Annotated in this window: 16 protein-coding genes; 6 read left to right on the top strand and 10 right to left on the bottom strand. The window is 65.7% G+C overall.

Going from position 1 to position 14,658, the window contains the following annotated elements; all coding sequences use genetic code 11:
* Positions 1-6 precede the first annotated feature (6 nt).
* Genes LCF60_RS14980 through LCF60_RS14970 form a run of 3 tightly spaced genes read right to left on the bottom strand, consistent with a single transcriptional unit; the run spans position 7 to position 3,052 of the window.
* Positions 7-1,032, bottom strand: coding sequence for an extracellular solute-binding protein (locus LCF60_RS14980; protein ID WP_292292846.1), 1,026 nt, complete (start codon positions 1,030-1,032; stop codon positions 7-9).
* Positions 1,002-2,387, bottom strand: a complete 1,386-nt coding sequence (locus LCF60_RS14975) for a sensor histidine kinase (protein WP_292292845.1) — start codon at positions 2,385-2,387, stop codon at positions 1,002-1,004. Before LCF60_RS14975 ends, LCF60_RS14980 begins: the two co-directional genes overlap by 31 nt.
* Positions 2,384-3,052 (bottom strand): response regulator transcription factor, encoded by a 669-nt coding sequence (locus LCF60_RS14970; protein WP_292292844.1) that lies wholly within the window; start codon positions 3,050-3,052, stop codon positions 2,384-2,386. Before LCF60_RS14970 ends, LCF60_RS14975 begins: the two co-directional genes overlap by 4 nt.
* Positions 3,053-3,157: 105 nt before the next feature.
* Between LCF60_RS14970 and LCF60_RS14965 the strand changes: the two genes are divergently transcribed.
* The 6 genes from LCF60_RS14965 to LCF60_RS14940 all read left to right on the top strand — a co-directional run bounded on the left by LCF60_RS14965 (position 3,158) and on the right by LCF60_RS14940 (position 9,287).
* Positions 3,158-4,141 (top strand): tripartite tricarboxylate transporter substrate-binding protein, encoded by a 984-nt coding sequence (locus LCF60_RS14965; RefSeq protein ID WP_292292842.1) that lies wholly within the window; start codon positions 3,158-3,160, stop codon positions 4,139-4,141.
* Positions 4,142-4,267: 126 nt separating this feature from the next.
* Positions 4,268-4,762, top strand: coding sequence for a tripartite tricarboxylate transporter TctB family protein (locus tag LCF60_RS14960; RefSeq protein ID WP_292292841.1), 495 nt, complete (start codon positions 4,268-4,270; stop codon positions 4,760-4,762).
* 3 nt (positions 4,763-4,765) lie between these two features.
* Complete coding sequence (locus tag LCF60_RS14955) at positions 4,766-6,289, top strand: tripartite tricarboxylate transporter permease (RefSeq protein WP_292292839.1); 1,524 nt, start codon at positions 4,766-4,768, stop codon at positions 6,287-6,289.
* Positions 6,279-7,487 carry a CoA transferase gene (locus LCF60_RS14950; protein ID WP_292292838.1) on the top strand — a complete coding sequence of 403 codons (1,209 nt, stop codon included), beginning with the start codon at positions 6,279-6,281 and terminating at the stop codon, positions 7,485-7,487. Before LCF60_RS14955 ends, LCF60_RS14950 begins: the two co-directional genes overlap by 11 nt.
* Positions 7,484-8,263, top strand: a complete 780-nt coding sequence (locus LCF60_RS14945; protein ID WP_292292837.1) for a citryl-CoA lyase — start codon at positions 7,484-7,486, stop codon at positions 8,261-8,263. The genes LCF60_RS14950 and LCF60_RS14945 overlap by 4 nt, the downstream gene beginning before the upstream one ends.
* Positions 8,250-9,287 (top strand): AbrB family transcriptional regulator, encoded by a 1,038-nt coding sequence (locus LCF60_RS14940; RefSeq protein WP_292292836.1) that lies wholly within the window; start codon positions 8,250-8,252, stop codon positions 9,285-9,287. Before LCF60_RS14945 ends, LCF60_RS14940 begins: the two co-directional genes overlap by 14 nt.
* 24 nt (positions 9,288-9,311) lie before the next feature.
* Here the strand turns inward: LCF60_RS14940 and pcaF are convergent, their stop codons facing one another.
* The 7 genes from pcaF to LCF60_RS14905 are packed head-to-tail and all read right to left on the bottom strand — an operon-like array spanning position 9,312 to position 14,635.
* Positions 9,312-10,514 carry a 3-oxoadipyl-CoA thiolase gene (pcaF, locus tag LCF60_RS14935; protein ID WP_292292834.1) on the bottom strand — a complete coding sequence of 401 codons (1,203 nt, stop codon included), beginning with the start codon at positions 10,512-10,514 and terminating at the stop codon, positions 9,312-9,314.
* On the bottom strand, positions 10,511-10,906 hold the full coding sequence (locus LCF60_RS14930; RefSeq protein WP_292292833.1) for a RidA family protein: 396 nt from the start codon (positions 10,904-10,906) through the stop codon (positions 10,511-10,513). Before LCF60_RS14930 ends, pcaF begins: the two co-directional genes overlap by 4 nt.
* Positions 10,903-11,310: a thioesterase family protein gene (locus LCF60_RS14925; RefSeq protein WP_292292832.1), complete on the bottom strand. Its 408-nt coding sequence runs from the start codon at positions 11,308-11,310 to the stop codon at positions 10,903-10,905. Before LCF60_RS14925 ends, LCF60_RS14930 begins: the two co-directional genes overlap by 4 nt.
* Complete coding sequence (locus LCF60_RS14920; RefSeq protein ID WP_292292831.1) at positions 11,310-11,996, bottom strand: ABC transporter ATP-binding protein; 687 nt, start codon at positions 11,994-11,996, stop codon at positions 11,310-11,312. Before LCF60_RS14920 ends, LCF60_RS14925 begins: the two co-directional genes overlap by 1 nt.
* Positions 11,993-12,742, bottom strand: coding sequence for an ABC transporter ATP-binding protein (locus tag LCF60_RS14915; protein WP_292292830.1), 750 nt, complete (start codon positions 12,740-12,742; stop codon positions 11,993-11,995). The genes LCF60_RS14920 and LCF60_RS14915 overlap by 4 nt, the downstream gene beginning before the upstream one ends.
* Positions 12,735-13,718, bottom strand: a complete 984-nt coding sequence (locus LCF60_RS14910; RefSeq protein WP_292292828.1) for a branched-chain amino acid ABC transporter permease — start codon at positions 13,716-13,718, stop codon at positions 12,735-12,737. Before LCF60_RS14910 ends, LCF60_RS14915 begins: the two co-directional genes overlap by 8 nt.
* Complete coding sequence (locus LCF60_RS14905; RefSeq protein WP_292292827.1) at positions 13,715-14,635, bottom strand: branched-chain amino acid ABC transporter permease; 921 nt, start codon at positions 14,633-14,635, stop codon at positions 13,715-13,717. Before LCF60_RS14905 ends, LCF60_RS14910 begins: the two co-directional genes overlap by 4 nt.
* Positions 14,636-14,658: the final 23 nt, after the last annotated feature.

Here is a 14,658-nt window from a genome sequence, read left to right as displayed (position 1 = left end):
GCCGGCCTAGCGCTGAACCATGGCGTTTTGCCATTCGGTCAGGAACGTGCGGCGGTTCAGCGGGTCGAGATAGACCATCAGGGCCGGTCCCAGCCGGATCGGGCCGAACCCCGCGACATCGGCCGCGCCGGTCTGGTTCAGCGGCGGCAGGGGCCAGTCGCCCCGGTCGTCGCGCAGGCCGAGGGTGACAAGCATGTCGATCAGGGCGCCGGCGGCTGCGGGCTCGGTCGCGTTGGCGGGAATGAGCGCGGTCCTGAGGATGACATTGGCGAAATCCTGCATCGCCACGATCTGGATCTGTCCGCCGGAATCCCGCGCCAGCCGCTCGGCGGCATAGCTGCCCAGCACGTTGTAGGCAAAGGCCAAACGGCCCTCGGCGACCTCGTCGATCATCTGTCCCGAGCAGCAATAGAGCTTCGGGTTCAGGCGGCCCATGACCTCGGAGAGGCGCCAATAGGCATCCGTCGACCGCGCTTCCTGGGTGGCAAAGAGGTAGCCCAGCCCGCTTTCGCGCACGTCATAGGTGCCCACGGTGTTTTCGAACCGGTCCTGGTTCTGCCGCAGCAGCGCGATCAGGTCCTGGCGCGTTTCGGGCAGGGCCAGTCCCTCGAAGCGCCGGGTCGACAACACCATGACGGCGGGTTCGGCCGTGAATGCGAAGATCAGGTCGCGCCATCGAGCCCAGTCCGGCAGCGCCCGCGCGGCGTCGGACTGGTGGGTCCTGGCAAATCCGTCATTGGCCAGTTGAAACTGCAGGTCCATGGCCGACGACACTGCAAGGTCAAACGCCGCATTGCCCCGTATCGCGCGATAAAGCTCTGCCGAAGACACCACGGTATAGTCGATGGACAGCGCGGGCCGGCTCGATTGGAAGGCCAGAAGATAGGGTTCGAACACCTCGAGATCGGCGGTCGAGACGATGCGCAGGACGCGCTCTCCCGTTCCTTCGAAAAAGCGGTGATCCTCGATTTCCAGCGCCGCCGCGCAAGTGGCGAGGATGCTCAGGACGAGGGCAAGACAAGCGTGACGCATGTTCCGGTTCCACCTTCTCGGGTTTCAAGTTCAAGCCGCCCGCCATGCGCCAGCAGCACGTCCTCGGCGATGGTCAGGCCAAGGCCGGAGCCGACGATCCCCTGCGTGTTGCTACCGCGCCGGAACCGTTCGGTCAGGGCCTCGACCGGGCCATCGCCAAGGCCGGGGCCCTGGTCGCTGATCGAGACCCGGAAGCTGCCCGCGTCCTCGCGGATCCGCATCGCGACATCGGTTTCGGCGGGCGAATACTTGATCGCATTGTCAAGGATGTTGCGCAGCGCATTGTCCAGCAGCACCGGATCGCCTTCGACCTGCGCCGGCACGGTGTCCACGATGATGCGGATATCCTTCATGGCGGCGGTAGGTTCCTGCGCGTTTGCCGCTTGTTGCACCAGCTCCGACAGGTTCACGGCGTCCCGTGCAAGATCGTCCGTGCGGTAGGTGACGGCGGCGTGGTCCAGCAATTGCCCGGCTGACCGTGAACTTTCATCGACTGCGCGAATGATCCTGCGCAGGCGGCGTTTCTCGTCTTCGTCCTCGACCGAGCGAAGCGCGATTTCGGCCTGGGTCCGGACGGTCGCCAGTGGCGTGCGGATGCGATGCGCGGCTTCGGCGATGAAATCTTCGGACCGCCGGATCGATTGACCCAGCCGGCCCATCAGGCGGTTGAGCGATGTCAGCAGAGGCGCCAGTTCGGTCGGGGCATCGCGTTGCAAGGGGCGCAGATCGGACGGTCCGCGCCGCGACACCGACGCGGCGATCTCGTTCAGCGGCCTGAGCGACGTGCGCGCGGCAAAGGCCGACAGCGCAACCGCAACCACGAAGAAGGCGACCGACAGCATGGCGGCGAGGCGGGACAGGTCGCTGGCGATGGTTCCGACGCCAAGGCGGGTCTGGGCCACCGTCACGGTCACCGGAACCGGCTGCGCGCCTGCCAGCACCAGCCTCGAGACAGAGGCCATGCGGATCGGCTCGCCGCTGTACTCTCCGGTGTCGAAGACGATCTGTCCGACCGGCGTCACGTCCTCGGGGACCGGAAGATCCGCGTAGCCGGTCAGCAGGTCGGTGCCGGCGGTGATCTTGTAGAACACCCGGTCCTCGCTGATCGCGCCCAGCATGGAAAACGCCGAATAGGGCAGTTCGAGCCGGACCTCGCCCTGTTCGCTGCGCAGCGTCTCGGCGATGGTCGTGGCTGAAGCGGCCAGCACGTTGTCCTGTGTGCGTTCGGCGGCCTCGCGGGCCAGTCCCGACACCATGCTCCAACTGAGCACCGAAAGCAGCGCCGCGACGCCGGCCAGCAGAAGCGTCAGGCGGCGTTCGATCGACCCGGTGCCGGTCGCGGCGGGCAGGGTCACGGGGCTCCGGCCTCCATGCGGTAGCCCACACCGCGCACGGTTTCGATCCGGACGCCCATCCCGTCGATGCGGCGGCGCAATCTGCCGACATAGACTTCGATGGCGTTTTCGGTGACCTGCGTGTCATAGGAAAACAGCCGGTCCATCAGCTGGCTTTTCGACAGGATCTGTCCTGGAGAGCGGGCAAACACCTCGAGCAGGCGGATCTCGCGATTGCGCAGCTCGGTGCAGGCGCCGTCATGGGACAGCGTTCCCGCCAGCGGATCGAAGATCGCGTCCCCGAGGACGATCTCGTTGCGGGCCGATCCGCCGCGCCGCCGCAGGACCGCGCGGCAGCGGGCCTCGAGTTCGGAGAAATCGAACGGTTTGGTGATGTAGTCATCGGCCCCCCGGTCCAGCGCGCCGACACGGTCGGACACCTGCGACTGCGCGGTGAGCACGATCACCGGGGTTTCAAGGCGGGTCCGGCTGCGGGCGAGAAATTCGCGTCCGTCGCCATCCGGAAGCATCACGTCGAGCAGGATCAGGTCGTATTGCGCCGTGGCCAGATAGTCTTCGGCCTCGGCCAGGTTGGCCGCATGGTCCACGGCATGGCCATCAAGCGCCAGTCGATTCACGACCGCCTCGGACAGTTCTTGGTTGTCCTCAACCAGAAGATACCGCACCCCAATGGCCTCCAATGCGTCCCGTGTCAGGCTTTTGTCAGCTTACTGTGCTTTGTTTGAACCATGGGCGGCGGAGGGCCGCCTGTCAAATGGGAGGAATAACCAATGACATTGACCATGACTCGCCGGGTCGTGATGGCTGCGGCTGCCGCAACACTGGCCTTGTCCGCCAACGCGCGCGCAGAAGGCCACCAGGTTCTCGAGCAATTGCACATCCTCGTTCCCGGCGGCGCCGGCGGCGGCTGGGACGGCACCGCGCGGGGCACCGGCGAAGCGCTGACGGAATCCGGCCTCGTCGGCTCTGCCAGCTACGAGAACATGTCCGGCGGCGGCGGCGGCGTTGCCATCGGCTACATGATCGAGAATGCCGAGAGCCTCGACAACACGCTGATGGTGAACTCCACCCCGATCGTGATCCGGTCCCTGACAGGCGTCTTCCCGCAAAGCTTTCGGGACCTGACCCTCGTGGCGGGCACGATCGGCGACTACGCGGCGCTGGTCGTTCCGGCAGACAGCCCGATCGAGGACATGCAGGGTCTGCTGGCTGCCTACCAGGAACAGGGCCAGGACTTTGCAGTGGGCGGCGGGTCGGTTCCCGGCGGTATGGACCACATCGTGGCCGCGATGGTCATGCAGGCGGCGGGTGAGGATCCGACGGCGGTGAACTACATCCCCTATGACGCGGGTGGCGAGGCGATGGCCGGGCTGCTTTCGGGCGAGATCGACGCCCTGTCCACCGGGTTCTCGGAAGCCATCGCGCTGGCCGACCAGGGCGAGGTCCGCATTCTTGGCATCACCGCCGAGGACCGCGTGCCGGCCTATGACACGGCCCCGACCTTCATGGAGCAGGGGATCGACACGTCCTTCGTCAACTGGCGCGGTTTCTTTGCCGCTCCGGGCATCTCCGAGGAAAAGCGCGCGCAGTACATCTCGGCACTCGAGGCGATGTACGAGACCGAAGCCTGGGAAGAGGTCCGGTCGCGCAATGGCTGGGTGAACATCTGGAATCCGGGTGAAGACTTCCGCGCCTATCTCGAAGACCAGGAACAGCAGATCGGCGATCTGATGCGGACCCTGGGCTTCCTCTAGGGCACCGTTTTTCGACCCGTTCCCGACTGGCGCAGGTGATGCGCCAGTCAGTCAGATCACCCGTGGTCAAGGGCCGTCGCCTGCGGCGTCCTTGCGGGTGCACATATTCGAGGGGAGGACAGGACTATGGCGCTCGACCGCTGGATCGCGCTGATCTTTATCGCTTTTTGCTGCATATACGGATATCTGGCCTATTTCACGATGGACGACCTGCTGCCGCCGTTCATGCAGCGCAACCCCGTGTGGCCCTCGACCTTTCCCAAGGTGCTGACGGTTCTCGGGATCGTCGTCGGACTGGTCGTGCTGCTGGGGCTCGAAAAGCCGTCCGGCGACGAACAGCCATCCGCCACCGACATCAACTACCGGCGTCTGCATGAATACAAGCTGGGCCAGGCGCTGATGCTTCTGGCGCTGATGGTGCTTTACGCCCTTGCGCTTCGACCGGCGGGCTTCCTGATCTCCACGACGGTCTTTCTGATCGGAGGCAGCGCGATCCTGGGAGAGCGCAAATGGTACGTGATGCTTCCGGTGGCGATGATCGCCACGGGCTTTGTCTGGTATCTCGTGCAGCAGGTGCTCGGCATCTTCCTGCGGCCTTATCCGTTTTTCATGGGGACCTGAGACATGCTTGAAGGAATCATGATCGGCCTGTCGGCCGCATTTTCGATCCAGAACCTTTTGATGGTGGTCGCGGGGTGCCTTGTCGGGACCTTCATCGGCATGCTGCCCGGTCTCGGGCCGATGTCGATCATCGCCATCATGATCCCGGTGGCGATCACGCTGGGCGATCCCACCGCGGCGCTCATCCTGCTGGCGGGCGTCTATTACGGCGCGATCTTCGGCGGCTCGACCTCGTCCATCCTGCTCAATGCGCCGGGTGTCGCGGGGACCGTGGCAACCAGCTTTGACGGCTATCCGATGGCTCGAAAGGGGCAGGCGGGCAAGGCCCTGACCATCGCGGCGGTGGCCAGTTTCTCGGGGGGCACCATCGGCGCGATCCTGTTGATGATCTTTGCCCCGGCGCTGTCGTCGGTGGCGCTTCTGTTTCACTCGGCCGAATATTTCGCGCTCATGGTGGTGGGCCTGTCGGCCATCGCGGCCTTTGCCGGGACCGGGCAGGTCGCCAAGGCGCTGATGATGACCATTCTCGGCCTGATCCTTGCCACGGTGGGCGAAGGCGCGCTGTTCAACATGCCCCGGTTCACCCTTGGCATCATGGACCTTCAGTCGGGAATTTCCTTCATCACCCTTGCGATGGCGATGTTCGCGCTGCCCGAGGCGCTGTTCCTCGTGCTGAACCCGGCCCGCGGGGCCAGCGGGGCGGAAGGCGGTGCAAACAAGATCACCGGCCTGCGTTTTTCGCGCGCAGAGGCCAGGGCGATGGCACCGGTGATCGGGCGTCAGTCGATCCAGGGCTTCTTCATCGGCGTGCTGCCGGGCGCCGGCGCGACGATTGCGTCCTTCCTGGGCTACGCGGTTGAACGCAACATCGCCAAGGGGGCCGACCAGGCGGAATTCGGCAAGGGCTCGGTCAAGGGACTGGCGGCGCCCGAGACCGCGAACAACGCCGCCTGCACCGGGTCTTTCGTGCCGCTTCTGACGCTGGGCATTCCCGGCTCGGGCACCACGGCAATCCTGCTGGGTGCGCTGATCGCGCTCAATGTGACACCGGGCCCGCGCCTGATGACCGACACGCCCGAGATTTTCTGGGCCGTCATCATCTCGATGTTCATCGGCAACCTGGTCCTGCTGATCCTGAACCTGCCGCTGATCCCCTATATCGCCAAGATCCTGTCGATCCCGAGAAACTACCTGATCCCCTTCATCCTCTTCTTTACCATGATGGGGGCGTATATCGGGCAGAACAACGCGACCGAATTGCTGATCCTCGTGGGGCTTGGCGTCATGGCGACGATCTTCCGCTTTGCCGATTACCCGCTGGCACCGCTCCTGATCGGCTTCATCCTCGGGACGATGCTGGAAAACAATTTCGCCCGCTCCATGCAGCTTTACCGGGGTCTGGATTTCATCGTCGAACGCCCGATGACGCTTGGCCTGCTGGTCCTGGCGCTGCTGTTGGTGCTGTTGCCCAGCTACCGGGCGCGGCGGGCGCGCAAGCGGGCCGAGGGTGTGGCGGATGGCGACTGACAGATCGCCCGGACCTCTCGACGGGGTCCGGGTGCTTGACCTGACCAACGTGCTGGCCGGACCCTTCGCCTGCCATCAGCTTGCCCATCTGGGGGCCGAGGTGATCAAGGTCGAGGCGGTGGGTCGCGGCGACCTGGCCCGCAATCTCGGGTCCGATCCCGAGCTTTCCGCGCGCGGAATGGGCATCAGCTTTCTCGCGCAGAACGCCGGCAAGAGATCGCTGGCGCTGAACCTGAAGGCGCCGCGCGGCAAGGAGGTGCTCCGGCGTCTCGTGCAGACAGCGGATGTCCTGGTCGAGAATTTCCGCCCCGGCGTCATGGACAGGCTGGGGCTGGGTCATGACGCCTTGAAACAGGAAAACCCCAGATTGATCTATTGCGCCATCTCGGGCTTTGGCCAGGACGGACCCTGGGCGGATCGTCCGGCCTATGACCAGATCGTGCAGGGGGCCTCGGGCGTCATGTCGATCACCGGCGATGCAGACAGCGCGCCCCTGCGCGTGGGCTACCCGCTGGCGGACACGGTTGGCGGCCTCACGGCGGCCATGGCGATCTGCGCCGAACTGAACGCCCCCGACCGCGGAGGCTTCATCGACGTGTCGATGCTCGAATCGGTGCTGGCGACGATGGGCTGGGTGGTGTCGAACTTTCTGGTCGGCGGCGTCGTGCCCACGCCGAACGGCAATGAAAACCACACATCCGCTCCGTCGGGCACGTTCCAATGCGCCGACGGGCTGATCAATATCGCCGCCAACAAGGATGACCAGTGGGAAGCGCTGGCACGCCACCTGGGCCGCGACGACCTTTTGCGCAGCCCCGAGTACGCCAGCCGCGAAGATCGGAAACGAAACCGCTTGCGCCTGCGGGCCGAGCTTGAAACGGTGCTCACGACGAAACCCGCAGCCGATTGGGCGCGCGCGCTGAACGCGATCAACGTGCCTGCGGGGGCCGTCATGTCGGTGCCAGAGATATTGTCGCATCCGCAGGTCTCGGATAGGGATTTTCTCGGACGGTTCGAGGATGTGCCGGGTGTCGGGCGCGCGGTCGATCTGGTCCGGGTCGGCGTGATGATCGACGGGTCGCGGCCCTCGGTCGACACACCGCCGCCGACCCTGGGCCAGCACAGTGCCGACATTCTGGAAAGGCTGGGCTATGGCCCGGACGAGATCGAAACGATGCGCAGGGAAGGGGTGATATGACCGACGGCAAGGATGTCTCCGACTGGTGGCGGACGTCGATCATCGACATGGAGCCGGGCCGGATCGACTTGCGCGGACACCCTGTCCAGGAACTGATCGGCCATATCGGCTTTTCCGAGATGATCTGGCTGATGGTGACGGGAGAGGAAATCAAGGGCGACCGCGCCAGCCTGTTCGAAGCGGCCCTTGTGTCTGCCGTGGATCACGGTCCGCAAGCGCCGTCCATCGCGGCCGCGCGCATGGCCGTGACCTGCGGCATCGGGCTGCAATCGGCGATGGCGACCGGGCTCAACATGCTGGGCGATGTGCATGGCGGAGCCGGCGAGCAGGCGGTGACGCTCTATCGTTCGATTGAAAAGAACGGTCCAGACGAATTGATCACTTCAATGGATGCATGGCGCGCCGAACACGGGCGGTTCCTGCCGGGCTTCGGGCACCGGTTCCACAAGCCTGTGGACCCGCGCGCACCGCGCCTGCTGGCTCTGGTCGATGCAGCGGCGAAGACCGGTGCGGTCTCCGGCGCCTATGCCGAGATCGGTCGCGCGATCGAAGCGCAACTGGCCACCGAGCGCGGCAAGCCGGTTCCGATGAACATCGACGGGGCCACCGCCGTGATCTACGCAGAGCTGGGCTGCGCGCCGCCCCTGGCGCGGGGCTTCTTCGGCCTGTCGCGGTCGGTTGGCCTCTTGGCCCATGCCTGGGAACAGATGGAGCAGGGCGGTCGCAACAAGGGACCGACACCGCCACAATACCGATGGACCTATGACGGCGACTGACAATCAGGCCGTGGCGGTCCTGCTGACATTGCTGGTCGGGGCAGGGGGCGCGGCGCTTTTTCACGTGATCGGCTTTCCGGCGGCCCTGCTGACAGGGCCCGCCACCTGCGTGTCCCTGGCGACCCTGATGGGTCTGCGTGTCGTGATCCCCCCGGCATTGCGCGATACGGTCTTCGTCGTCCTGGGTGTGCAGATCGGCAGCACGGTCACGCCGGAAGTCGTCGATGCGGCACTCACCTGGCCGGTGTCGCTGGCGGTGCTGGCAATGACGCTGATCGTGGTTCTGGCGATCCTGCCGGCCGTGCTGATGCGGCTCTTCGCGATGGACCGGCTGACGGCGCTTCTGGCGGCGGCTCCGGGGCATCTCAGCTATGTGCTGGGCCTGTCTGCGGATCTGGCCGCCGATGTGCCGCGCGTGGCGTTGGTGCAATCCGTGCGTGTGCTGTTGCTGACCCTGCTGGTCCCGGTGCTGATTTCGCTGTGGGGAGTGGAAGGCACCGCGTTCCTGGCAGAACAGGAAACCGGGTCGCTTTTGGCCCTGGCGGTGATTTTCGCCGTGGCGCTGGCGACCGGGCTTCTGTTCAAGCGATGGAACATGCCGGCGGCGCTGCTGCTTGGGGCGATGACGGTCTCGGCCATCGCGCATGGCGGCGCGTTGACGACCGGCACCGCGCCGACCTGGCTGACCACCGCGGCCTTCGTGTGCATGGGATCGCTGATCGGCACCCGGTTCAGCGGCGTGACCTTCTTGCAACTGCGCAGCGCGGTTGTCGCCGGTGTGTTCACAACGGTCTTTGCCTGCGCCATCGCGGCGCTGGGCGCATGGTTCGCTGCGGCGCTTGTCGGTCTGTCACCCGCCGCGCTGCTGCTGGCCTTCGCGCCGGGGGGTGTCGAGGTGATGGCGGCCCTGGCGGTCAAGACGGGGCTGGAACCGGCACTTGTTGCGGCCCATCACGTGTTCCGGCTGGTCATCCTGAGTGTTCTTCTGCCGGTCTTCCTGATGCGCTATCGCCAACGGCATTGACCCGGCGACGCGGGTCAACGGGCATCAGGCCCGGCGCAGCGCCACGGCCACGCCCTGGCCAACGCCCACACACAAGGTCGCCAGGGCTTGCGAGGCTTCGCCTTTCGACAGCGACAGGGCCGCCGTTCCGACAAGCCGCGCCCCGGACATGCCCAGCGGGTGGCCAAGGGCGATGGCCCCGCCTCGCGGGTTGATGTGGTCGGAAAACGGATCAAGCTTCAGTTCCCGACAGACCGCGATGGCCTGTGCGGCGAAGGCTTCGTTCAGTTCGATCAGGTCGAAGTCGGACACCGCCAGCCCGAACCGGTCGCAAAGCCGGGTCACCGCGGAAACAGGCCCGATCCCCATGACACGCGGCGCCACACCGGCAGAGGCCGATCCGACATATTCGGCCAGAGGTGTGAGACCCAATTGGTCCACCGTCGCTTCGGACGCCAGCAAAAGCGCAGCCGCACCGTCATTCACGCCCGAGGCGTTGCCTGCGGTCACGGAGCCGTTGTCGCGGAAGGGTGTGGGAAGCGCCGACAGCTTGTCGAGAGTGGTCTGGCGCGGGTGCTCATCGGTATCGACCACAACGGCAGCACCCTTGCGCTGCGGGATCGATACCGGCGCGATCTCTTCGGCCAGCCGACCGCTTGCGATGGCCTGCGCCGCGCGGTCCTGGCTTGAAAGCGCGAACCTGTCCTGATCAGCCCGGCTGACGCCATGGGCTTCGGCGACGTTTTCCGCGGTTTCGGGCATCGAGTTGATCCCGAATTTCTCGGCGATGATCCGGTTGACGAAGCGCCAGCCGATCGTGGTGTCATGCAGGTCCGCCCGCCGGTCGAAGCCGCTTTGGGCCTTGGGCATGACAAAAGGCGCGCGGCTCATGCTTTCCGAACCGCCCGCGATTACCAAGTCGCCCTCGCCGCACTGGATTTGCCGCGCGCCCGCGATCACCGCATCCATTCCGGATGCGCAAAGCCGGTTGATCGTGTGCCCGGGAACGGTCTCGGGAAGGCCCGCCAGCAGGACCACCATCCGGGCGATATTGCGGTTGTCCTCACCGGCCTGGTTGGCCGCGCCCATCACGACCTGGTCCAGCCTGGTCCAGTCCAGCCCCGGATGCCGCGCCATCAGTGCCGATACGGGATGCGCCGCCAGATCATCGGCGCGCATCGTCGACAGCGCCCCGGCATAGCGGCCAATCGGGGTACGGACGTAATCGCAGATGAACACCCGTTTCATGACAGATGCGCCGTTGCTTCGATTTCCACCAGCGCCTCGTCCTCGATCAAGGCCGCGACGACCAGCATCGACATGGCCGGGAAGTGACGGCCGAACACCTCGCGATAGGCGGCGCCGACGTCTTTCTGGGCGTTGAGGTATTCCGTCTTGTCGGTCACGAACCAGGTCAGCCGCGTCACATCGGACGCGGTGCCGCCAGCGGCCTCGACGATATCGACGATGTTGCGCAGGGCCTGGCGCATCTGGCCGATGAAATCCCGTGCGACGAATGTCTGTTCGGCAGTCCAGCCGATCTGACCGCCGATATGAAGCACACCGTCCCGCGTCAGCACGCCGTTGGAATAGCCCTTTGCCGGAAGCCATCCCTCCGGCTGGATGATTTTATGGGTCACGTCGTCTGCTCCACTCGGTCTGTCAGTTTTGTTCTCACGGCGTCGGGCCACGGGGTCGGGCGGCCCTCGGGGCCGACATTGACCAGCGTGGCCGTCGTATCGAAACGCAGGCTGTCGCCGCAGGTTGCGGTCATCCTGTAGGTCATCGAACTGCGTCCGACCGACACGATGGTCAGGCGCAGGACAAGATCGTCGCCGTGCCGGGACGGCGCGGTGAAGCGCGTCTCGATCTGCGCCGTGGGCACCGCGCCGCGACCATGCAGCGCCTCCCACGGCCAGTCCAGTTCGGTCGCGAAGAAGGCTTCCATGCAATCGTTGAGCATCTCGAAATAGCGCGGGAAGAAGACGATCCCGGCGGGGTCGCAATGCTTGAACAGCACTTTCTGGGCAAGTTCAAAAGCCATCACACCCCCACATACCGTTCCGAGATGTCGGTGCCCAGATCTGCCATCGCGCCCGACCACACCGTGCGTCCGCGTTCCAGGATGACCGCGCGGTCCGACACGCTGGCCAGTTCGCGGATCGACTTGTCGATCAGCAGGATCGACAGGCGGGTCTTGTCCTTGAGGCTGCGGATCGCCGACCAGATTTCCTGCCGCACGATCGGGGCGAGCCCTTCCGTCGCCTCGTCCAGGATCAGGAGTCTGGGATTGGTCATCAGGGCGCGGCCGATGGCCAGCATCTGCTGCTCACCCCCCGAGAGCGACGCTGCCCGCTGGGTCAGACGTTCGCCCAGCCGTGGAAACATCGCGGTGACCCGGTCGCGCGTCCAGTCGCCCGGACGGGCGGCGGCGACCAGGTTCTCCTCGACCGTGAGATCGCGGAAACAGCGGCGGCCTTCGGGCACCAGCCCGATCCCGAGCCGGGCGACGCGGTGGCTGGGCAGGGCATGCAGATCGGCTTCTGCAAAGGTCAGCGTTCCGCCGGACGGGATCATCCGGCAGATCGCCTTGACGGTTGTGGTCTTGCCCATGCCGTTGCGCCCCATCAGCGCCACGACCTCGCCCTCGGCAATGTCGAGATCGACTCCGAACAGCGCCTGCGACGCGCCATAGGTCGCGGTCAGGTCCTTGAGGTGCAGCCCGCTCATGCGTCTTCTCCCAGGTAGGCTTCGCGCACGGCGGGATCGCGGCGGATTTCGTCGACCGTGCCGGTGGCGATCACCTGTCCCGAGGCCAGGACGCTGATCCGGTCGGCCAGCGCAAAGACCGCATCCATGTCGTGTTCGACCAGCAGGATCGGTGCCTCGCCCCGCAACCCGTCGAGAAAGCCGATCAGCCGTTGCGACCCGCCGGTGCCCAGCCCGGCCATCGGCTCGTCCATCAGGAAGGCGCGCGGCTCCAGTGTCAGGGCCACGGCGACCTCGAGCTGGCGGCGTTGACCATGGCTCAGCTCGGAAGTGCGGCGGTCCTTGTCGTCGGCAAGCCCCACGCGTTCCAGCGCCGACAGGGCGCGTTCGCACAGCGCCTTGTCGGACAGCGCCTTGCGCCAGAACCGCCAGGGCCTGTGCGAGGCACCCAGTGCCCCCAGCAGGGCGTTTTCGAGAACCGTATCCTCCATCGCAAGGGCGGAGATCTGGAAGGTCCGGCCCAGACCGGCCCGCGCACGGACGGCGGTGCTGTCCTGCGTGACGTCCCGGCCCTGCAGCACGACGCGCCCCGAATCCGGGGTCAGCCCGCCGCAGATCTGCGCGATCAACGTCGATTTGCCCGCGCCATTGGGCCCGATCAGGGCGTGGATCTCGCCCGGGAAGAGGTCGATCGAGACATCATCCGTCGCCGTCAGCGCGCCGAACGCCTTGACCAGGTTGTGCGTCGACAGGATCGGATCAGACATGCGGGCCCTCCCGTCCGGTCAGCAAGCCGACGATCCCGCCGCGAGCGAACAGCACGATCCCCAGCAGGATTGCGCCAAGATAGACATGCCAGAACTCGGTCAGCCCGCCCAGCCAATGTTCCAGCGCCACGAACAGGCAGGCGCCGATCACCGGGCCGATCAGGCGTCCGACCCCGCCGATCACGATCAGCACGATCAATTCGCCCGACAGCTGCCAGCTGAACATCGTCGGGCTGACGAAGCGGTTGAGATCGGCGAAGAGCGCCCCGGCAAGCCCGGTGATGGCGCCGGAAATGACGAAGGCCACCAGCTTGAGACGGAACGGCGTGAGGCCGACAGTTTCGATCCGCGCCGGGACCTGGCGTGCGGCGTTCAGCGCGAGGCCGAAGGGTGACGCACGAAGCCGGGCGTTCAGGAAAAGCGCCGCGCACAGGAGCGCGAAGCAGATGCCGAAGAACTGGATCGGGACCAGCGTGTTCAGGCCGGGAAAGCCGTTGCGCACGTAGATCGACAGCCCGTCTTCGCCGCCATAGGCGCTCCAGGAGATGGCGAAATAATAGAACATCTGCCCGAAAGCGAGGGTGATCATGATGAAATAGACCCCCGATGTCCGCAGCGACAAGAGCCCGATCAGCAGGGCAGCCAGCGCCGAGACACCCAATGCGACCAGCCAGATCACCGGCATGGACTTGGTCCCGGCGACCGAGACAAGGCCAAGGTCGAGCGCGCTGAAGCTTTGGGCGTGATAGGCCAATATGCCCATCGCATAGCCGCCAAGGCCGAAGAACACCGCGTGACCAAGGCTGACCATGCCGCCGATCCCGAGCGCGATGTTCAGTCCCACGGCGGCCAGCGCCAGAATGGCGGCGCGCGTGGCCAGGGTGATGGTGAACGGTTCGTCCACGACAAGCGCCCAAGCCACCACCGCCAGCAGCAGGCCGAGCACGACCAGGGTGATGCTGCGTTCACCGATCATGCGCGCGCTCCGAACAGGCCGGAGGGACGCCAGATCAGCACGAGGCTCATCAGGATATAGATCGCCATCGACGCCAGTGCCGATCCGGTCTGGCTTGCGGCATCGGCCGGCATGAAGAGCTTGAACAGCTCGGGCAGGAAAATTCCGCCCAGCGTGTCGGTGAGACCCACCAGAAGCGCGCCGATGAACGCGCCCTTGATCGACCCGATGCCACCGATCACGATCACGACGAAGGCAAGGATCAGCACGGGTTCGCCCATGCCGACCTGCACCGACTGGATCGCGCCGACAAGCGCGCCCGCAAGACCGGCGAGCGCCGCGCCAAGCGCAAAAACTATCGTGTAAAGTCTGGAGATGTCCACACCCAGCGCCGCGATCATCTCGCGGTCGTTTTCACCGGCGCGGATCTGGATGCCGATCCGGGTGCGCGCGGTCAGCCACCACAGGCCCAGGGCCACGGCCAGGCCGATCCCGATCAGGGTCAGGCGGTAGACCGGGTACTGGATGCCGCCGGGCAGGGTGATCGGCCCGGAGAGCGCGTCCGGCACGTCGAGGAACAGCGGAAAGGATCCGAACACCCAGCGCGTGCCTTCCGAGAAGATCAGGATCAGCGCGAAGGTGGCCAGTACCTGATCCAGATGGGCGGCGCGGTAGAGCCTTCGGATCACCAGGATCTCGATCAGCACCCCGGCCAGTGCGGCGGCAGCCAGTGCGGCGGCCAGCGCAAGCAGGAAGGACCCGGTCGCCCCGGCCACGGCGGCGGCGGCGAAGGCCCCCACCATGTAAAGCGATCCATGCGCCAGGTTGATCAGACCCATCACGCCGAAGATCAGCGTCAGGCCGGCCGCCATCAGGAACAGCATGACGCCGAACTGAAGCCCGTTCAGCACCTGTTCGGCAATGAGGATGAGGGACATGGCGTCAGCCCTTGTGCATCGGG

Origin of the sequence: Marivita sp., from assembly GCF_020055635.1 — a bacterium.
Lineage (GTDB): Bacteria > Pseudomonadota > Alphaproteobacteria > Rhodobacterales > Rhodobacteraceae > Marivita.
This window is presented reverse-complemented; position numbering and strand designations above follow the sequence as displayed.